This is a genomic window from Candidatus Methylomirabilota bacterium (assembly GCA_036002485.1).
In the GTDB taxonomy this organism is placed as follows: domain Bacteria; phylum Methylomirabilota; class Methylomirabilia; order Rokubacteriales; family CSP1-6; genus AR37.
The window spans coordinates 1-18,380 of record DASYTI010000214.1 but is presented as its reverse complement, the minus strand read 5'-3'; the positions used below and the strand labels follow the sequence as shown (position 1 = coordinate 18,380).

Annotated in this window: 17 protein-coding genes; 12 read left to right on the top strand and 5 right to left on the bottom strand. The window is 67.1% G+C overall.

The window, feature by feature from the left end; genetic code table 11:
- The first annotated feature begins 1 nt into the window (after window position 1).
- From VGT00_19075 to VGT00_19065, 3 genes are read left to right on the top strand one after another with little or no spacing between them, the layout of a single operon-like run.
- A complete protein-coding gene (locus VGT00_19075; GenBank protein ID HEV8533533.1) occupies window positions 2-775 on the top strand; it encodes an ABC transporter ATP-binding protein in 774 nt (257 codons plus the stop codon).
- Complete coding sequence (locus tag VGT00_19070; protein ID HEV8533532.1) at window positions 766-2,664, top strand: AMP-binding protein; 1,899 nt, start codon at window positions 766-768, stop codon at window positions 2,662-2,664. The genes VGT00_19075 and VGT00_19070 overlap by 10 nt, the downstream gene beginning before the upstream one ends.
- A gap of 43 nt (window positions 2,665-2,707) precedes the next feature.
- Window positions 2,708-3,901, top strand: a complete 1,194-nt coding sequence (locus tag VGT00_19065; GenBank protein HEV8533531.1) for an ABC transporter substrate-binding protein — start codon at window positions 2,708-2,710, stop codon at window positions 3,899-3,901.
- Window positions 3,902-3,952: 51 nt separating this feature from the next.
- Here the strand turns inward: VGT00_19065 and VGT00_19060 are convergent, their stop codons facing one another.
- Window positions 3,953-5,449 carry an alpha-L-arabinofuranosidase C-terminal domain-containing protein gene (locus VGT00_19060; protein HEV8533530.1) on the bottom strand — a complete coding sequence of 499 codons (1,497 nt, stop codon included), beginning with the start codon at window positions 5,447-5,449 and terminating at the stop codon, window positions 3,953-3,955.
- 325 nt (window positions 5,450-5,774) lie between these two features.
- On the opposite strand from VGT00_19060, the gene VGT00_19055 reads away from it, so the two are divergent.
- From VGT00_19055 to VGT00_19045, 3 genes are all read left to right on the top strand, one after another.
- Window positions 5,775-7,046: an extracellular solute-binding protein gene (locus VGT00_19055; GenBank protein HEV8533529.1), complete on the top strand. Its 1,272-nt coding sequence runs from the start codon at window positions 5,775-5,777 to the stop codon at window positions 7,044-7,046.
- A gap of 310 nt (window positions 7,047-7,356) precedes the next feature.
- Window positions 7,357-8,250, top strand: coding sequence for a sugar ABC transporter permease (locus tag VGT00_19050; GenBank protein HEV8533528.1), 894 nt, complete (start codon window positions 7,357-7,359; stop codon window positions 8,248-8,250).
- Window positions 8,251-8,319: 69 nt separating this feature from the next.
- Window positions 8,320-9,123: a carbohydrate ABC transporter permease gene (locus VGT00_19045; GenBank protein ID HEV8533527.1), complete on the top strand. Its 804-nt coding sequence runs from the start codon at window positions 8,320-8,322 to the stop codon at window positions 9,121-9,123.
- A gap of 194 nt (window positions 9,124-9,317) precedes the next feature.
- Here VGT00_19045 and VGT00_19040 read toward each other — a convergent pair whose 3' ends face one another.
- The 4 genes from VGT00_19040 to VGT00_19025 form a co-directional block, all read right to left on the bottom strand.
- Window positions 9,318-9,710: a hypothetical protein gene (locus tag VGT00_19040; protein HEV8533526.1), complete on the bottom strand. Its 393-nt coding sequence runs from the start codon at window positions 9,708-9,710 to the stop codon at window positions 9,318-9,320.
- A gap of 38 nt (window positions 9,711-9,748) precedes the next feature.
- Entirely contained in the window at window positions 9,749-9,976 is a 228-nt protein-coding gene (locus VGT00_19035; GenBank protein HEV8533525.1) for a hypothetical protein, read from the bottom strand.
- Window positions 9,977-10,108: 132 nt separating this feature from the next.
- Window positions 10,109-11,377: an amidohydrolase family protein gene (locus tag VGT00_19030; protein ID HEV8533524.1), complete on the bottom strand. Its 1,269-nt coding sequence runs from the start codon at window positions 11,375-11,377 to the stop codon at window positions 10,109-10,111.
- Between the two features lie 208 nt (window positions 11,378-11,585).
- Window positions 11,586-12,425, bottom strand: coding sequence for an MBL fold metallo-hydrolase (locus VGT00_19025; GenBank protein ID HEV8533523.1), 840 nt, complete (start codon window positions 12,423-12,425; stop codon window positions 11,586-11,588).
- 1,401 nt (window positions 12,426-13,826) lie between these two features.
- On the opposite strand from VGT00_19025, the gene VGT00_19020 reads away from it, so the two are divergent.
- From VGT00_19020 to VGT00_18995, 6 genes are all read left to right on the top strand, one after another.
- A complete protein-coding gene (locus VGT00_19020) occupies window positions 13,827-14,129 on the top strand; it encodes a hypothetical protein (GenBank protein ID HEV8533522.1) in 303 nt (100 codons plus the stop codon).
- A gap of 59 nt (window positions 14,130-14,188) precedes the next feature.
- A complete protein-coding gene (locus tag VGT00_19015; GenBank protein ID HEV8533521.1) occupies window positions 14,189-15,028 on the top strand; it encodes a polysaccharide deacetylase in 840 nt (279 codons plus the stop codon).
- Entirely contained in the window at window positions 15,025-15,792 is a 768-nt protein-coding gene (locus VGT00_19010) for a glucose 1-dehydrogenase (GenBank protein HEV8533520.1), read from the top strand. The genes VGT00_19015 and VGT00_19010 overlap by 4 nt, the downstream gene beginning before the upstream one ends.
- A 53-nt stretch (window positions 15,793-15,845) precedes the next feature.
- Window positions 15,846-16,706: a polysaccharide deacetylase gene (locus VGT00_19005; GenBank protein ID HEV8533519.1), complete on the top strand. Its 861-nt coding sequence runs from the start codon at window positions 15,846-15,848 to the stop codon at window positions 16,704-16,706.
- Window positions 16,707-16,995: 289 nt separating this feature from the next.
- Window positions 16,996-17,475, top strand: coding sequence for a cupin domain-containing protein (locus VGT00_19000; GenBank protein HEV8533518.1), 480 nt, complete (start codon window positions 16,996-16,998; stop codon window positions 17,473-17,475).
- A gap of 16 nt (window positions 17,476-17,491) precedes the next feature.
- Window positions 17,492-18,307 carry an alpha/beta hydrolase gene (locus VGT00_18995; GenBank protein ID HEV8533517.1) on the top strand — a complete coding sequence of 272 codons (816 nt, stop codon included), beginning with the start codon at window positions 17,492-17,494 and terminating at the stop codon, window positions 18,305-18,307.
- Window positions 18,308-18,380: the final 73 nt, after the last annotated feature.

Genomic DNA, 18,380 nt, shown 5'->3' with positions numbered 1-18,380 from the left:
GATGGCCGACGCCCTCCTCACCGTCAGCAACGTCGAGACGTACTACGGGCCGATCATGGCCATCCGGGGGGTGAGCTTCGCGGTGCCCCGGGGGAGCATCGTGACCATCCTCGGCGCCAACGGCGCCGGCAAGACGACAATTCTGAAGACCGTGTCGGGAGTCATGGATCCCCAGAAGGGGACGGTGACCCTCGAGGGACGAGAGATCCAGGGAATGGACCCCGACAAGGTGGCGCGGCTCGGGCTCAGCCATGTGCCGGAGGGGCGCGAGGTTTTTCCCCTCCTCACCGTCCAGGAAAATCTGAAGATGGGCGCCTATATCCGGAACGACGGCGAGGGGATCGTCAAGGACCTGGGCATGGTGTACGACTACTTTCCGTTCTTGAGAGCGCGTGCTCATCAGCCCGCGGGCCGGCTCTCGGGCGGGGAGCAGCAGATGCTGTCGATCAGCCGGGCCCTGATGGCGCGGCCGAAGATGATGCTGCTCGACGAGCCGTCCCTGGGCCTCTCGCCCAAGTTGGTGAAGGAGATCTTCGATATAATCCTCCGGATCAACCGCGAGCAGGGGGTGACCGTCCTTCTCGTGGAGCAGAACGCCAACATGGCCCTGCACGTCGCCGACTATGGCTATGTCCTGGAGGTGGGTCGCATCGTCATGGAGGACACCTGCGCCCGGCTGCTCGAGAAGGACGACATCAAGGAGTTCTATCTGGGTATCAAGGAAAGCAGCGTCCGGGGTACGCGCCGCTGGAAGAGGAAGAAAACGTGGCGCTGAGGCCGGACCTCGCGAAGGACGATGCCCGGCCGGTCGCCATCGAGCCACGGCTGACCAGGCCGGAGCAACGGGTGTGGACCATCTTCGGCCAGGCCACCCTGCCCAGGCTGTTCCAGCACGTGGTCGGAGACCGGGGCGACAGGGTCGCCATGCGCGAGAAGCATCTCGGCATCTGGCGCTCCATCACCTGGCGTGAGTACGGGGAGAGAGCGAGACAGGTCGGGCTCGGGCTCGTAGCCCTCGGCCTCCGGCCGAAAGACGTCGTGTCGGTGGTCGCCGAAAACTGTCCGGAGTGGCTCTACACGGATCTCGGCACCATGTCGGTGGGCGGCGTCACCAACGGCATCTATACGACCGACTCCGCGAAGCAGATCGAGTACATCGTCAACGACAGCGGCACGCGCTTCTTCTTCGCGGAGAACGAGGAGCAGCTCGACAAGATCCTGGAGGTCCGCGCGCGCTGCCCGCAGCTCGTCAAGATCGTCGTGTACGACATGGAAGGGCTGCACGGCTTCGCTGACGACCAGGTGATGCCCTTCGAGGCATTGCTGGCCCTGGGGGCGCGCTACGAGCGCGAGCATCCCGGGGCCTTCGCGCCCATGGTCGAGATCGCGAAGCCGGAGGACCTCGCCATCCTCGTGTACACCTCCGGCACCACCGGCCCCCCCAAGGGGGCCATGCTGAGCCACCGGAACATCCTGTTCCAGCTCGGCTACTCCGACTTCATCAGCGAGCCGCGCGAGGGCGACCAGCAGCTCTCTTTTCTGCCCCTCGCCCACATCGCGGAACGGACGTTCAGCGTGTTCTATCCGCTGCGCTCCGGGGCCACCGTCAACTTTGCCGAGAGCATCGACACGGTGCCCGAGAACATCCGGGAGGTGGCGCCCGCGATCTTCTTCGCGGTGCCGAGGATCTGGGAGAAGTTCTACTCCGCGGTGGCCCTGCGCATGCGCGAGGCGACGTGGCCGGGCAAGATCGCCTACGCGTGGGCCATGAGAATCGGCATGCGGGTGGCCGAGCGGAGGATCGCGGGCGGGAAGCCCACGGCCTGGCTCCGGCTGCTCTACGGCGCGGCGGACCTCCTGGTGCTCGACAACATCAAGCGCTCCCTGGGGCTGCACCGGGCCCGGGGGGCGGCCACGGGCGCCGCGCCCATCGCCCCCGAGCTGATCAAGTGGTACCTGGCCCTCGGCATCGACATGCGGGAGGTCTACGGCCAGACGGAGAATTGCGGGCTCGCCACCGCCATGCCCGCCACCCGGATCAAGCTCGGTACGGTCGGGCTGACCCGGCCGGACACCGAGCTCATGCTCTCCCGGGAAGGTGAGATCCTCTTGAAAGGGCCGCACGTGTTTCTCGGGTACTACAAGAACCCCCAGAAGACCGCGGAGACGATCGTCGACGGGTGGCTGCATACGGGCGATGTGGGGGTCGTGGACGAGGAGGGGTTCGTCAAGATCACCGACCGGATGAAGGACATCATCATCACGGCGGGGGGGAAGAACGTCACGCCCTCCGAGATCGAGAACCAGCTCAAGTTCTCCCCGTACATCTCGGACGCGGTGGTCATCGGCGACCGGCGCAAGTTCCTGTCCTGTCTGATCATGATCGACCACGAGACGGTGGCCCAGTTCGCCCAGGAGCGGAACGTGCCCTTCACGAATTTCGCCTCCCTGTGTCGCGCCAAGGAGATCCAGGACCTGATCTGGGGCGAGATCGAGCGGGTGAACCGGCAGCTCGCGCGGGTGGAGACCATCAAGAAGTTCTGCCTCATCGAGGAGATCCTCACCGCCGAGGACGAAGAGCTGACGCCCACCATGAAGCTGAAGCGGTCATTCGTCAACCTGAAATACAAAGGGATCATCGACGGAATGTACGCGGGGACTTGACGGCCGCCGGATGGCGGATGGGCAACCACGAAAGGAGCAGGACATGAGGAAGCTGCTGGGTGTGGGAGTGCTGGTCGGCGCGGTGGCCCTGGCCGGCGCGGTGGCGCTGGCCGGCGTGGCCATGGCGCAGAAGGAGACGCGGGGCGTCACCAAGACCGAGATCGTTCTCGGCATGCACACGGACCTGTCGGGACCGGCCGCGACCTACGGCGCGTCCTCATCGAACGCGGTCAAGATGCGCTTCGACGAGGCCAACGAGTTGGGCGGCATCCACGGCCGCAAGATCAAGCTGGTGGTCGAGGACACACAGTACCAGGTGCCGCGGGCGGTGCAGGCGGGAGCGAAGCTGATCAACCGTGACCGCATCTTCGCCATGGTGGCCGGGCTGGGGACGCCCATGAACAACGCGCTCTTCAAGGACCAGCTCGAGGCCGGAGTGCCGAACCTGTTCCCGCTGTCGGCCGCGCGCTCGATGTTCGAGCCTTTCCACAAGCTGAAGTTCTACGGGGCTGCCACCTATGTGGACCAGGTGCGCGCGGGGATCAACTACTTCGTCACGAAGAAGGGGAAGAAGGCGGTCTGCGCGATGTACCAGGACACCGACTTCGGGAAGGAAGTCCTGGACGGTGTGCAGGCCCAGGTCGACAGGATGAAGATCAAGCTCGCGGAGACGGTCTCGCACAAGCCGACGGACCAGGACTTCACGGCGCAGATCACCAAGCTCAAGGCGGCGGGCTGCGACCTCGTGGTGCTCGGGACCATCGTGCGCGATTCGATCGTGCCGTACGCGACGGCGCGCAAGATCGGCTGGACCGACGTGGACTTCCTGGGCTCCGCGGCCACCTATGATCTCTTTGTCGCCGCCGCCCAGGGCGGGGTGACGGAGGGCCTCTACGCCATGGGTCTCACGGACATGCCGTACCGGGACACCCTGAGCCCCGTGGCCCAGGCCTGGTTCGACCGCTACAAGGAGCGCTTCAAGGTCGAGCCGAACATCGGCGCGGTCTACGGCCACGTGGCCGCGGACTTGACGGTGACGGCGATCGGGAAGTCGGGCGCCGACCTGACCCTCGACAACTTCGTCAAGGGATTGGAGTCGATCAAGGACTATCGCGACATCTTCAACGGGCCGAAGGTGAGCTTCGGTCCCAACAAGCGCCAGGGCGCCAACTCGTCGTTCCTGGCCGTGGTCAAGGGCGGCCGCTGGGCCCGCCTGACCGACCCCCTCACGTTCTGAGTCGCGAGAATCACCGGCGGCGCGGCATGGTCCGAGGGACCACGCCGCTGGTCAGCGGAGACGCAGGCGCAGGACGCTGACCGAATGCGCCGGGAAGTCGTGCTCGATGGTGGCGCCGGCGGCCTCGACGCGACGCGGGTGGACGCGGACCGTATCGGGCTCCGTGAAGGAGTTCGTGGCGTCGACGTCCGGGCCGCTCACTTCCGAGACCTCGAGACCGCCGGTGACCGCGGCCGCGCCAAGATCGATGGTGGCCGCGTGGCCGCGCTCCCGATCGCGGTTCACCACGGCGAGGGTGAGCTGGCCGGTGGCGGGATCGCAGGTCGCCGAGGCGTCCAGGAGCGAGAAGGGGCCGAGGTCGGCCACGTGGTGCACCCGACCGACTCCCTCCCGCTCCATATCGGATGGCAGGTCGTAGGTGGGACCGTCAACCTGAACGTCGAGGGCGGTGCCGAGGGTGTGCTCCGCGTAGAGGCGCAGGGGATGGTAGATGGTCTGCAGGAAGAGGCCCTGCGGATTCGTGAAGATGGGCGCGATGGCGTTCACGAGCTGGGCGAAGTTTGCCAGGCGCACCGTGCGGCAGTGGCGGATGAAGCCGTTCAGGTAGGTGGCGATGGCAAGCGCGTCGGAGAGGTTGTAGCGCTCCTCCACTCCGCCGACGCGATCCTCGTGACTGCGGGTGCGATACCACACGTTCCACTCGTCGAAGGCGATGTGAATCGGGTGGGCGATCCGCTGGGTCAGGCGGACCTGCTCGATCAGGGCCGAGCAGATGCGGATGGCCCGCTCGGCCTGATGGGACTGGAAGACGTTCGCATAGTGATCGGGCTGGCCCGTGTAGAGGTGAATGCTGTGATAGTCCACCACGGGGGCCAGACCCTCGAGCACCACGGTGTCCCAGTCGCTCCAGCCATTGTGCCCGCACCCGATGAGCTCGATGGTGGGATCCGTGCGTTTCATGACCAGCGCGAAGGCGCGGGCCTTCTTGACGTAGTCCTGGGCGCTGAGGCTCCCGATCTGCCAGCCGCCGTACATCTCGTTGCCGAGGCCCCAGTAGCGGACGCGGTGAGGCTCGGGGTGTCCGTGCTGGCGCCGCAGGTTCGCCCAGGAGGTATGGCCCGCGCCATTGCAGTACTCGACCCAGGCTTGCGCCTCGTCCATGGTGCCCGTGCCCATGTTGACGCAGATATAGGGCTCGGCCCCGATGCGCCGGCAGTACTCGATGAACTCGTTGGTGCCAAAGCGGTTGGACTCTTCGGCGTACCAGGCGAGCTCCGACCGGCGCGGGCGGTCGTGGACGGGCCCCACGCCGTCGAGCCAGTGATAGCCGCTGACGAAGTTGCCGCCGGGCCAGCGGAGCACGGGCACCCGGAGGGGGCGGACGGCCTCCAGCACGTCGCGGCGGTAGCCGCGCTCGTCGCTCAGCGAAGAGCCCTCTTCGAAGATGCCGCCGTAGATGCAGCGGCCGAGATGCTCGATGAAGTTTCCAAAGATGCGGCGGTCCACGCTGCCCAGGCGACGATTCAGGTCGATGCCGATCCGCGCCATGACACTCCTCTCGAAGCTCGAATCCTTCCGCCGCCGCAGTCTAGCTCAGAGTGATCGTGAACGCGCCTTGTCATCGCGCGCCCCCTCATCTACTCAGCCCTCGCCTCGCGGCTTCGCCGCTCAGCTCGAACTGCGGCCCTCTCCCCCGGTGGGGGAGAGGGATGAGAGCGAGAAGTGGCCCGCGCGCCGTGACCTCAGTGGACCAAGTTGACGGGGATGGAGACGCTGGCTATAGTCGCAGCGGCCTCGATCGGAGGCGCCGCTGTCGTGTTCCACGGTGCGCCGTGATCGTGAAGCGCGCACCGTTCCTCAGAGAGGAGGAGCCATGGACCGGGCCCTGAGCAAGGTCGACCGTCGCGCATTCCTTCGTGCCGCCGCCGGCGCCACCGCCTCGCTTCCCGTGATCACGCACCGCGCCTCCGCCCAGGCGAAGCCGACCATCAGCTACTGGAACGGGCTCACGGGCGCCGATGGCAAGGTCATGGACGAGCTGAACGACCAGTTCACCCGCGACACGGGCATTCGCATCGAGCAGCAGCGCATCCCGTGGGCGGATCTCTACGCCAAGCTCCAGGTGGCGGTCCCCTCCGGCCAGGGTCCCGACCTCGCCTTGATCCACACCATCGAGGTCCCGCATTTCGCCAGCGACAGCGTGCTGGAAGCGATCGACGAGGCGAGGGCCACCACCAAGGGATTCCGTGGCGAGGACTACCTTCCCTCGACGTGGCAGGGCGGCCTCTACCAGGGCAAGCGCTACGCGCTGCCTCTCGACGTCCCCCAGCATCTTCTCTACCTCAACGTCAAGGTCATGCGCGATGCTGGGCTCGTGGGTTCCGACGGCAAACCGAAGATCCCCGCGAGCCGCGTCGAGCTCCTGGCCATGGCCAAGCAGATCACCAAGGGCGACACCTTCGGGTTCTCCATCGGCACCGTGAACCCGGGGAAGTACACGTGGGGCTTCCAGAACCTCCTCTGGCAGAACGGCGCCAATGTCTACGCGTCCGATCTCAAGCGCTCGGCGCTGGCGGAGCCGGCGGCCATCGAGGTCGCCGAGTTCTGGGGCGCCATCCATGCCCAGCACAAGATCGCGCTGCCCGCCAATGCCAGTTGTCGGGACGCCTTCATCGCGGGCAAGCTCGGCATCTGGATCGCCGGCTCGTGGAACTTCACCGGTCTTCGCGAGGCCAAGGTCGACTTCGCGGTCAGTCCGGTGCCCAGACTCTTCAAGCAGCCGGTGGTCTGGTCGATGCCCCACCAGTTCACGTTCCCCAAACCCACGGCGGTCGATGCGGCCAAGCGCGAGGCGGCGTGGGCGTACATGCGCTGGATCAGCGATCACGTGGCGGAGTGGACGCTCAAGGCCGGCCAGGTCTCGGCCCTGCGGAAGCCGCATTCGGACCCACGCATCACGGGTGATCCGGTCCTCCGCACCCTGCTGGCCCAGGCGCCGAACTGGCAGGGCGGACAGCCGACTCCGAAGTGGGTGGCCGCCGAGAACCTCACGCGTCCCGTGATCGAGAGCGTCTACATCGGCCAGAAGCCGGCGGCCGCGGCCATGCAGGATCTGACCCGTCAGATCAACGCTTTACCCGATTAGCCTGGACGATTCACCAGCGCCTGTCCGGCGTTCCGGAGATCCCCCTCACCCTGCCCTCTCCCCCTGCGGGGGCGAGGGATATGAGGAGAGGACTGTTTGATCTTCTCCCCCTGCAGGGGCGAGGGATGAGGAGAGGACTCTTTGATCCCTCTCCCCCATCGGGGGAGAGGGCAGGGTGAGGGGGCAACTTCCGGGGGCGAGGGATTCAAAATGGCTCCGCAGTTCGAGCCGAAGGGCGAAGCCCTGAGGCGAGGGCTGAGTAGACCAGGGTGGCGCGGTCTTCACGCGTGGCCGAGGTAAGGGGAGACGTGTGAGCTCGCGACGGCGTCCGTGGCTCCGCAGGGGCGCGCTGACCCCGTATTTGTTCCTGGCGCCGGGGCTCGCCCTGTTCGTGGCCTTCCGCGTGTACCCGCTGCTCGACGGCCTGCGCCTTTCCTTCACGAATGCCCGGCTCGGCCGCGCGCAATACGCGTTCGTCGGGCTCGCGAACTACGACAAGCTCCTCGAGGACACGCGCTTCCACGTGAGCCTCGTGAATACCGCGTTCTACGCCATGGCGAGCACGCTGCCCATCCTGGCCATTCCGCTCCTGCTCGCCGTCGCGCTCAACCGCGGGGTCGCCCTTCGAACATTTCTCCGGAGCGCGTTCTTCTTTCCCTTCACCCTGTCCGTGGTCACGGTGGGGCTCACCTGGCTCTGGCTCCTCGATCCGGTGGTAGGGCCCTTCAACTACTACCTGAAGGCGCTCGGGCTCCCCGTCCGCTCCTGGCTGGCGGATCCCACCACCGCCATGTGGGCCATCATCGTGACGTCGGTCTGGTGGGTGACGGGCTACTACCTCGTGATCTACCTGGCCGGACTTCAAGACATACCCCGCGAGCTCTACGAGGCCGCGGCCCTCGACGGCGCGGGTGGGGGGCGGGCCTTCTGGGCCATCACGCTGCCGCTGCTCCGTCCGGTCTTCCTCTTCGTCTTCGTCACCCACGTCATCGGCTCGTTCCAGATCTTCGGGCAGGTGTTCATCCTGACCCAGGGGGGGCCGGGGGATGCCACGCGGACGGTGGTGCAGCACCTGTACGAGACGGCCTTCCAGAACTTCTTCCACTTCGGCTCCGCCTCGGCCATGGCCTGGGTGCTCTTCGCCCTGATTCTCGTCTTCTCCCTGCTTCAGTTCCGGCTCCTGCGCGGGCACACGCAGTACTGATCCCATGGGCCTGGCCAGGTCGTGATGTCCTCCGCGTTCAGACGCTCCGGGATGTGGCTGAGCGTGCTGATGGTCTCGGGCGCCATCCTGTGGCTCCTGCCCGCCGTCTGGGTCCTCGTGACCTCGCTCAAGCTGACCGAGAACATCATCAGGGTGCCCCCCGAATGGATTCCCTGGCCCGCCACCCTCGTGCACTACGGCGAGGTCTTGTTCAGCAGCTCGCGGACGGCGCGGATCGGCCGCGCATTCCTCAACAGCGCGATCGTCTCGGTGGGGGCGGTGATCCTGGTCGTCCTCACGAGCGCCATGGCCGCCTACCCCCTGGCGCGGATGCGCTTCCGGGGCCGCAATCTGATCTTCGCCGTCCTCGTGGGTAGCCTGATGATCCCCAATGCCGTGGTGCTGGTGCCTCAGTACATCCTGACCCAGCGCCTCGGATGGCTGAGCACCTATCAGGGCCTCATCGTGCCGGAAGCCGCCATGACCTTCGCCTTCGGGGTATTCCTGCTCCGTCAGTTCTTCCTGACCATGCCCGCCGAGCTCGAGGACGCGGCGCGGATCGACGGCGCCGGTCCCTGGCGCATCTTCACGCGCATCCTCCTGCCGCTCTCTCAGCCCGCGCTGGGGGCCCTGGCCATCTTCGCGTTTCGATCGGCGTGGAACGATTTCCTCTGGCCCCTCATCGCGGTGAACAAGCCCGAGATGTTTCCGTTGCCCGTCGCCCTCGCCCTCCTGCGGGGCGCCTACAGCTCCGAGTCGTACGGCCCCATCATGGCCGGGGCCACCCTCAGCGCCCTGCCCCTGCTCGTCGTCTTCCTCCTGGCCAACCGTCGCATCATCGAGGGCACCCGGGTGAGCGGCCTCAAGGGCTAGGTAACTCGGAGGGGGGCTCCGCCCCCTTCCGAAGCCTCCCCCCCGACGCAGTGCGAGCCGCAGGACGTCGCGGGGTCGGGGCCCTGCCGTCCGAGGCGAGCAATCTGAGAACGACGCCGGCAGAGCCGGCGCTCGAAGCGGAACTCTCCTGCTCGCGAGGGCAGGGGAACTGCTTGGACAGACTCCTAGCCCCCTTAGCGAGGGGGCTTGGGCGGAGGCGGCGGTGGCGGGGGAGGGGCGGCCGTGGGCGGGGCCGGCCTTGGTGCCGCGCTGCCGGGGGCGGGACACCGGTAGACCTGGGCGAGAATATTCTCCATGTTGTCCGTGCTGAACGACAGGACGCCCACGTCGCCCCCCGCCCTCACGATCTTCCTCCGCAGGTCCTTGACCGAATCGTCGCTCACCTGACCGATGCGCGTGCAGCCTCTGGCCACGGAAGCCTCCGTGGTCAGACGCACGCGCGCCATGGCGAGGTGTTCCGCCTCGTCGGCGCCCGCGGAGGAAGCGGAAGCCAGCAGCAATGTGCCGACCAGGCCCAGCGTTGTCTTCATACCCAGCGTTGTCTTCATGCCAATCGTTGTCTTCATGAATGTCCCCTGGGGAGATCCTGATGCGTGACGTGTCATCATCTCACCCCGGCCTTGGCGTACAGACAGGCGGCGAGCAGCTCCCATTCGCGGCGAGGGTCGACCTCTCCCACGTGGCGATACGCTTCGTTGGCCGCGTGAAGGAGGCTGAAGCAGGTCCGGTACGCTTGCGCGCCCACGTCCTCGCGGGACCTGTAGTTCCAGCCGAGCATGATCAACACTCCTATGACGATGCCTACCAGCAGCGTGATGAGCTGTCGCTTCATCGATCCCTCCCGCCCTCATGGGCAGACGCCTTTTTGGCTGGCAGGGAGTCTATCAGCGGAGCTGGAAGAGGGCGAGGGGATTGGTGGCAGGCTCGAGCCCGGTGGGGCGGGCCACGCCGCGGGGTGCGGGCCCTATCGCCCTCGCTCGTAGATCACGCGTCCCCGCCGGATCGTGTATCGCACATCAGCGAGAGCCCGGATATCGGTGGCCGGATCTCGCTCGAGCACGACGAGATCGGCCGGGCTCCCGACCGCCACGAGCCCCGCCCCGCGTTCCGTGGCCAGGCGCCGGGCGGGCGCCGTGGTCAGAGCTGACAGAACATCGGGGAACGAGAGTCCGGCGCGCTCCAGCAAGAGGTATTCGTCGGTGGGATCGTAGTCGGTCATGTAGCCGACATCGGTGCCGAAGAGAAGCTGCCCGCCCGCCTCCATGAAGGCGCGGAGCTGGGCCTGGGCATTGCCCTGGACCCGCTCGAGGCCCGCCGCAGGGACGCCGAGCCGCCCCAGCTCCCAGGGCCAGAGCTTGAGCGTGGGTATCAAAGCCATGTTGGCCTCGCGCATCCGGCGCGGCAGCGTACGGTCCCAGTCCGGACCCGATGGGAAGGTGTGGGCGAGCACGTCGACGCTGCCCTCGAGCGCCGCCCGCGCCCCCGCGCTGTTGGAGGGGTGAGAGAAGACCAGCTTCCCGCGCCGATGCGCCGCCTCCGCGGCGGCCCGGACGATATCGACGGGCATTACCACGATGGATTCGCGACTCGCCCAGGAGCCCGTGAAGAGCTTGACCGCCTCGATGCCTCCGATGTCCAGGAGACCCTCGACAGCTTGCCTGGCCTGTTCGGGGTTGGCCAGCTCGGGCAGGCGTGTGGGCAGCACGTAATAGGGGCTGCCGCCGACGGGGACGAAGCTGCCGCTGGCGAGCGTGATGTGCGGGCCGGCGATCTCCCCGCTCTCGATCCTTCGCCGCAGGGCCAGCGTATTGGCGAACGGCGAGCCGGTGTCAACCACGCGGACCACTCCCCAGCGGGTCAGCATCGCGCGGAGCGAGGCGGTCAGCTCTGGCGCGGACGCGGAATCGGCGGCCTGCCACCTGGCTTCCGTGAAGTGCACGTGCGCATTGCAGAAGCCGGCGGTGACGGTGAGCCCGGCGCCGTCGAGCACCGTGGCCCGCGCGGGGACGCGGACGCGATCGCGAGGGCCCACCGAGGTGATGAGGCCATCGCTGGCGACCACCGTCCCATTCGAGATCGGCGGCTCGGAGGGGGAGGGATAGATCCGGGCGCCCGCGATCACCAACACATCGCGCCCTTCGTTCGCGCGCGAGCCCTCCACCCCCGCGCGACAGCCGACGGCGGCCAGGCAGAACGTGATGATCCTTCCCAGGGCGGCCCGTCTCGTCGTCATCGTCAAGATCTCAGACCGAACCTTTCATGGGCGCGCGTGCCGCATTCTGGCCTCCCCCTCACCCTGCCCTCTCCCCCTCTGGGGGCGAGGGATGAAAATGGATCCCTCTCCCTCGGAGAGGGAGAGGGCCGCAGTTCGAGCTGAAGGGCGAAGCCCTGAGGCGAGGGCTGAGTAGACCAGGGTGGCGTTGCCTCGCGAATCCGCCAGCCTAGAGGACTTGCCAGTAGCGGCGGCCCTGGAGGCGTATCACCTTGCCGAAGCCGGGCGCCTTGAAGTGTCCGGCCGCCACGATGATCTCTTCGCGCTCCAGGCGTTCCATGAGGACCCGTCGCGTATGGCGCGTCAGCTCGGGATCCATGTCGGCCCGCGAGACCCAGTCCGTCTCGTGGAGCTGCACCGGGTTGTGGGCGGCGTCTCCCAGGACGAGCGCGCGCTCGCCTTGCGAGGTGATCAGGATGCTCATGTGCCCCGGCGTGTGACCAGGGGTGGGCAGCGCGGTCAGCTCGGGCGTGATGCTGTGCTCCCCATCCATCAGCTCGATCAGACCGAGGTCGGCCAGGGGCCAGACGCAGGTGGGGGCATTGGGAAAGCGCTGCGGCTGGACTTCCGGCTCGTGGCACACCTCCCAATCCTTCGTGCTCATCCAGTAGCGCGCATTCGGGAAAGTCGGGACGTATCGCTCGCCCTGCGGCATCAGGTTCCAGCCGACGTGGTCGCGGTGGAGGTGGGTCAGCACGACCATGTCCACCTCGTCCGGGCGCACGCCATTGTCCTGAAAGTCACGCATGAGCTGACCCCACGGGACATCGGGCGCGTCCGCCGGCTTGGGCCCGAGGCCCGTGTCGACGAGGATGGTCCGTCCTTGCGAGCGGATCAGAAAGGAGCCGAGGTTGAAGCGGACCTTGTGCTCCTCGGTCAGGTCGGACTCATGGCCCTGCCAGTTGTCCTCGGGAATGGTCGGGAAGAAATTACAGAGATCGAACTCGAGCATGCCGTCCGACAGCGACATGATCTCGACATTGCCTACGCGGATGACATTCTTTGGCACGGCGGGCGCTCCTCTCGTGGGCGATCCCAGCAAGGGCGGAGATGAGGGAGTCTAGCATGGCTTCTCAGATTGCTTCCCCGGGGGGCCGTCTCAAGTATCATCCAGCTAGTAGGAGGGTTGGGGGTGCCCCTAGTCATGAACTGCCAGGACGCTCGCGAGCAATTCTCGGCGCTCCTCGACGCGCACATCGGGCTCACGGAGCGAGTCCCGCTGGAAGCGCATCTGCGCGAGTGCGCGGCTTGTCAGCAAGAGCTCGAGGGTCTTCGTCTCACTGAACGGCCTCACCCCGTCGCGTGGCGATCAAATTTCAAGCTCGACTTCTTCAGCAAGGCGCTCGACCGCTTGCGTCCGAATGATCTGGTGGACCGGCTCCGCCAGCGGCTTTTCCCTCGCAACCGGGTCATCCGGCGCGCGCGACCCCGACCGGTTCTCATCGGTAAGACGCTCGAGATGCTACGTGCACGGGACGAGCCCTCTCCGCGCCGCAGCGTGCACGCCCGGGAAAGGATCCCTTGGCGGTCCCGTCCCGGTGTGGCTCGCGCGGCAAACGTCCTCGCGGCCGTTCGGCGCATCGACATTGCTGGCCCGGTCCGCCGCGCGGGGTCATCACTCCGTCTGATCTTCCGCCGTGTCCCGTCGGCGCTCAATATCATCGGGAGATCACTCGAGGTTGTGGGGAAGGCCGCTCTCGATGGCGGCGGGAGGGCGCTCCGGGCTGCGAGGCAGGCGCTCGGGGTTGCCCACAAGGCCCTCGAGGGTAGCCGGAAGATGATCGGAATTGCCCGGAGAGTGCTCCAGAGCGCCCGCCATATGCTCTTGATGGCCTGTGGACTTGCCATTCTCGTCTGGGACCACCGACGTATCTTCCTTCCCGTCCAGGCCAGACATCTTCGTCTGACCGCCACCGTGCTCCTGGTCTCGCTCGGTGCCGTCGGACTCTTCACGTACCGAGCCGATCTGGATCTTGCGGTCCGTCGCTGGGTGCCTTCCGCTCCTTCGAGCGGCGACGCCACGCCCCCGAAGCGTATGGCCTCCACCGAGCCGGCGACGCGACCTGAGATTCCTCCAGTAACTGCGCCCGTCACGGTAGTGCCGGCGCCGCCCGCGCTGCACCCGCCCCCCGCGCCACCAGCACCAGAGCGGCCAACGCCGGAGATGCCAGCGAGGGTCACTGCTCCCCCCGCGCGGGCGAAGACCTCAGCCTCGCCCCCGGAGTCTGTCACACCCCGTCGCGCTCCCTCCCCGCCGGTTCGTGACACCCGTGCGAGTCGTGTCGAGAAGCCGGATGCGGGCAAGTCCGAGCGGGGCGAGTCGCCGTCGCCCAAGGCGAAGAATGGAAGCGCCAAGCAGGACAAGGTCGCCGCCGCCCCGGCTCCGCGAAGGGACAATCCGGTCGGGACGGTGTCCGCGTCCACGCCTCCCGCCCCCGGTGACGCGCGCCCGTCACTCGACGTGGTCGGGAAACTTCGAGTCAAGAGCCGGAGCGGCGCGGAGCGCGACCTCGCGGCCTTGCTCGCGAAGGCGGGGGGGACCACGGTGAGCCGGCAGCGCGGCGAGAAGATCACGGTGATCGAGGCGGTGATCCCGAATCCCAGCTATGGCAAGTTCGCCGAAGGCCTGACCCGCATCGGCTCGTGGCAGATCGAGGCCGGGCGATCCCGACTGCCCGATCCCGTGCGCGTGACCGTCAGACTCGCCGAGTAGCTCGCGCGCCGCGTTGCCATGTTTGCGGTCATCGCTCCTCTGGTCTATTCTTCTGCTCCATGACCCAGCCCGTGCAGTGGCCCGAGGGCGCCCGCTGCGCCATCATGATGACCTTCGATCTCGACGGCGAGAGTCCCTGGATCCACCGCGATCCCGCCCTCGCCGAGCGGCCGCTGCACATGTCGATGGGCGCCTATGGTCCCAAGACCGGCATGCCGCGCATCCTGGAGCTGCTGGACCGGTACGGGGTCAAGACCTGCTTTTTCATTCCGGGATGGATCGTCGAGCGCTATCCGGCGCTCTGCGAGGACATCGTGCGCCGGGGCCACGAGGTGGGGCACCACGGCTACCTGCACGAGAAGCCCTTCTTCATGAAGGACCGCGAGGAGGAGGAGGAGCTGCTCGTCAAGAGCCTGGACATCTTCAAGAAGATCCTGGGCGCCAAGCCGCTCGGGGCGCGGGCGCCCTCCGCCGATCCGAGCCGGCACACCATGGACCTGCTCAAGAAGCACGGGTTCGTCTATCACAGCAATGCCCTCGATACGGACCTGCCGTACTGTCACGAGACGCCCCACGGCCCGCTCGTGGAGTTTCCCACCGCCTGGTGCAACAACGACGCGCCCTTCTTCCTGTTCAGCTCGGTGCCGCCGGTGGGCAATGGTATCTGGAGCCAGGAAGACGTCTGGGAGATCTGGTCCGAGGAGTTCGAGGGCATGTACGCGGAAGGCGGCTTCTTCAACTGGCTCGGCCATCCCCAGGTGGTGGGCCGGCCCTCGCGCATGCGCATGGTCGAGCGCCTCATCCAGAGAATCGTCGGCAAGAAGGACGTGTGGTGGCCCCGCCCCGTCGAGCTCGCGCGGTTCTGGCTCGAGCAGGGCCCGAGCGGCGCGGCACGGTGACGGGCGGGGGACGGCTAGCCGGCCGCGTCGCGCTCGTCACGGGCGCCAGCCGCGGCTTCGGGCGGGCCATCGCGCTGGCCTTCGCCCGCGAAGGGGCGCGGGTGGCCGTGAACTACCTGGCGAGCCGGCGGGAGGCCGACGAGGCTGTCGCGGAAGCCGGCCGGCTGGGCGCCGAGGCCATCGCCCTCCAGGGCGACGTGGCGCGCGACGACGATGCGCGCTCTCTCGTCAAGTCGACGCTCGATCGATTCGGCCGCCTGGATATCCTCGTCAACAACGCCGGCATCATGGTGCGGGGCGCGCTCCTCCAGGTGCCCGTGGACGCGTACCAGCGCATGTTCGACATCAACGTCACCGGCACCATTCTGTGCACGAGTCACGCACTGCCGTCGATGATCGAGAACGGCTACGGGCGCATCATCAATCTGTCCACGCAGCTCGCCCAGCGCGCGGTCGGCGGTGGCGGCTTCGCGGCCTACGCCGCGACCAAGGGCGCCATCGAGGCGCTCACCCGTGCCCTTGCCTCGGAGGTGGGAGCCCACGGGATCACCGTGAATGCCATCGCCCCCGGCGGGATCGAGACCGACATGAGCAAGGACGTCATGACGCCGGAGTACCGGTCGCGACGGCTGGCCGAGCTGCCGCTGCGCCGCTTCGGCAGCGTGGAGGATGTCGCCTACTGCGCGGTGGTTCTAGCCGCCGACGAGGCCGGCTATCTCACGGGTCAGATACTCCACCCGAGCGGCGGCTGGGTCTCGGGATGAGGTGGCCAGCTTCGCGGTAGGATCCGGCGCTCACCCTCGCCAAGGAGGCCCGCATGCGCTATCGGTGGCCGGACGGCAAGCAATCCGCGGTGGTGCTGTCCTTCGACTTCGACGCCGAGTCGGGATTTCTCTTCCGCGAGCCGGAAAAGGCCAAGCGGAGCCTGGGCGACCTCGAGGAGCGTCGCTTCGGGCCCCGGGTCGGGGTGGACCGGATTCTCGCCCTGCTCGACAAGCTGAAGCTCCGCGCCAGCTTCTTTATTCCTGGCTGGACGGTCGAGAATCACCTCGCCCCGTCCAAGCGGATCCGCGACGCGGGGCACGAGGTGGGCGCCCATGGGAATGTCCACGAGGCCGTGGGCTTCCTCGACGCCACGCAGGAAGAGCGGATCATGCAGGAGCAGCTCGCCATCCTGCGCGATCAGCTCGGCGTCAAGCCGGCCGGCTACCGCTCGCCATCATGGGACGTGAATGTCTGGACCCCGGGCATCCTGAAGCGTCACGGCTTTCTCTACGACACCTCGCTCATGGGCAATGACATCCCCTACGAGATCGACAGCGAGGACGGGCCGCTCGTCGAGGTGCCGGTGCAGTGGCTGCTGGACGACGCGCCGCTCTTCCGCCATGTGTACGGGTCCACGAATGCCATCGCCGACCCGGGCCGGGTGCTGCAGATGTGGAGCAAGGAGTTCGCCGCGATGCACGCGGAGAACGGCTGCTTCGTCCTGACCTGCCATCCCTTCGTGAGCGGGCGCGCCTCGCGGATCGCCCTCCTCGCGGACCTCGTGGCCTTCATGCGCCGCTCCCGCGGCGTGTGGTTCACCACGTGCGAGGAGGTGGCGCGCTGGCACGCGAGCGGCAAGGGCGCCGCCGTCGCGAAATCCCGGCCCGCGAAGGCTTCGCGAAAGAGAGCATAGCGGCCGGCTATACTTCGGGGCGGAGAGGGTCCCGACCCCCTCACCCTGCCCTCTCCCCCACTGGGGGAGAGGGTTTCAATTCGACAGATCCTCTCCCTCCTTGGAGAGAGGTGTCCTACTTGAAACATCCCTCTCCCCTCTGGGGAGAGGGCAGGGTGAGGGGTAGTCCTGGTCCAGAAGTTCTCCCCCATTGGGGGAGAGGGGATTCAACGTGATTCCTTCCTCATATCCCTCTCCCCTCTGGGGAGAGGGCAGGGTGAGGGGGCAGTCCTAGTTCAGAGGAGGATCGATGCCTACTACAGAAACACCATTCTCCATCTCAATTAGCCATCTGGCGGACGGGCCGAGCCCGCCCAGCGCTGCCAACTCGACCTGGCCCAACGTGCTCCACACGCGCGTGGCGGATCTGGTCGCGAAGATGGGGCCCGCTCCGTGGGCGAAGCGGATCATCGCCGACGAGCGCAACCTCGTCACCCTGATCGCGAGCGCGCCCGGCGGCGGCAATCGCCCCCACTGGCATCGCGAGTTCGACGAATGGTGGGTGGTGCTCGCGGGAACTCTCGAGTGGGAGCTGACGGGCGGTGTCGTCGTGCAGGGCCAGAAGGACGACATCGTGTGGGTGCCGCGAGGGACCGTGCACCACATCCGCAATGTCGGCCAGGATCTTTCGCTTCGCCTTGCCGTGGCCATGCCGCCGGCCATGCACTACTTCAGCCCATGCGAGCAGTGCGGCTTCACCGACGACGGTCCGCGCGAATGGCACGCATGATCCACGGGAGGCTTCCATGAATCTCTTGCGCCCCATCGACCGCTACATCACGGTCAACGATCTGCGGCTCCACGTTCTCGACTGGGGCGGCGAGGGCCGCACGCCGCTCCTGCTCCTGCACGGCTTCACGGGCCATGCCCATGCCTGGGACACTCTCAGCATCGCGCTCCAGCCTCACTTCCACGTCTATGCCATGGACCAGCGCGGGCACGGCGAGAGCGATCCCGCGGACATCTACCATCCCATCGCGGCCTACGATGACCTGACCGGCGTGGTGGACGAGCTCAGCCTCCGATCATTCGTGATGGTCGGCCTCTCCATGGGCGGGCGCAATGCGATGTACTTCGCCTCCAAGCGGCCCGATGCCGTGCAGAAGCTCGTCATCGTCGATATCGGGCCCGAGGTCAGCAAGCGCATGGCCCAGGCGCCGCCCGGCCCTCCGGAGCCGGAGACGTGGGAGAGCATCGAGCAGGCCGCCCAGCACCTGCACCGAGGCAACCCGCATCCCGGCATCCACTATTTCCGCTGGGTGGCCTCGCACAGCCTCAAGCAGCGCCCCGACGGCAAGCTGGTGTGGGGCTGGCATCCCAGCATCAAGGAGAAGCGAGCCCAGCTCGACATCGACTGGTGGGGCGTGCTGCAGACGATTCCCGTGCCGACTCTGGTGCTGCGCGGCGAGGAGAGCATGGTTCTCGACCGCGAGGTCGCCGAGCGGATGGCCCAGCAGCTCCCCCGGGGGAAGTTCGTCGAGATCCCGCGGGCCGTCCACACGCTGCATGAAGACAATCCCGACGCGGTGCTCGCCGCCCTGAAGGAGTTCCTGGGCTTTTGAACAGCCCTGGGGGTAGTGGTAGCGTCTGGTTGAGATGCTGAAGGTTCTGGCCCTCACCCTCGCCCTCTCGCTC

Excerpts from the sequence above, each read along its gene's own strand:
- VGT00_19000 (HEV8533518.1), top strand. The coding sequence starts at position 16,996 with ATGCCTACTACAGAAACACCATTCTCCATCTCAATTAGCCATCTGGCG.
- VGT00_19045 (HEV8533527.1), top strand. The coding sequence starts at position 8,320 with ATGGTCTCGGGCGCCATCCTGTGGCTCCTGCCCGCCGTCTGGGTCCTC.
- VGT00_18995 (HEV8533517.1), top strand. The coding sequence starts at position 17,492 with ATGAATCTCTTGCGCCCCATCGACCGCTACATCACGGTCAACGATCTG.
- VGT00_19005 (HEV8533519.1), top strand. The coding sequence starts at position 15,846 with ATGCGCTATCGGTGGCCGGACGGCAAGCAATCCGCGGTGGTGCTGTCC.
- VGT00_19030 (HEV8533524.1), bottom strand. The coding sequence starts at position 11,377 with ATGACGACGAGACGGGCCGCCCTGGGAAGGATCATCACGTTCTGCCTG.
- VGT00_19060 (HEV8533530.1), bottom strand. The coding sequence starts at position 5,449 with ATGGCGCGGATCGGCATCGACCTGAATCGTCGCCTGGGCAGCGTGGAC.
- VGT00_19055 (HEV8533529.1), top strand. The coding sequence starts at position 5,775 with ATGGACCGGGCCCTGAGCAAGGTCGACCGTCGCGCATTCCTTCGTGCC.
- VGT00_19015 (HEV8533521.1), top strand. The coding sequence starts at position 14,189 with ATGACCCAGCCCGTGCAGTGGCCCGAGGGCGCCCGCTGCGCCATCATG.
- VGT00_19035 (HEV8533525.1), bottom strand. The coding sequence starts at position 9,976 with ATGAAGCGACAGCTCATCACGCTGCTGGTAGGCATCGTCATAGGAGTG.
- VGT00_19075 (HEV8533533.1), top strand. The coding sequence starts at position 2 with ATGGCCGACGCCCTCCTCACCGTCAGCAACGTCGAGACGTACTACGGG.
- VGT00_19040 (HEV8533526.1), bottom strand. The coding sequence starts at position 9,710 with ATGAAGACAACGATTGGCATGAAGACAACGCTGGGTATGAAGACAACG.
- VGT00_19065 (HEV8533531.1), top strand. The coding sequence starts at position 2,708 with ATGAGGAAGCTGCTGGGTGTGGGAGTGCTGGTCGGCGCGGTGGCCCTG.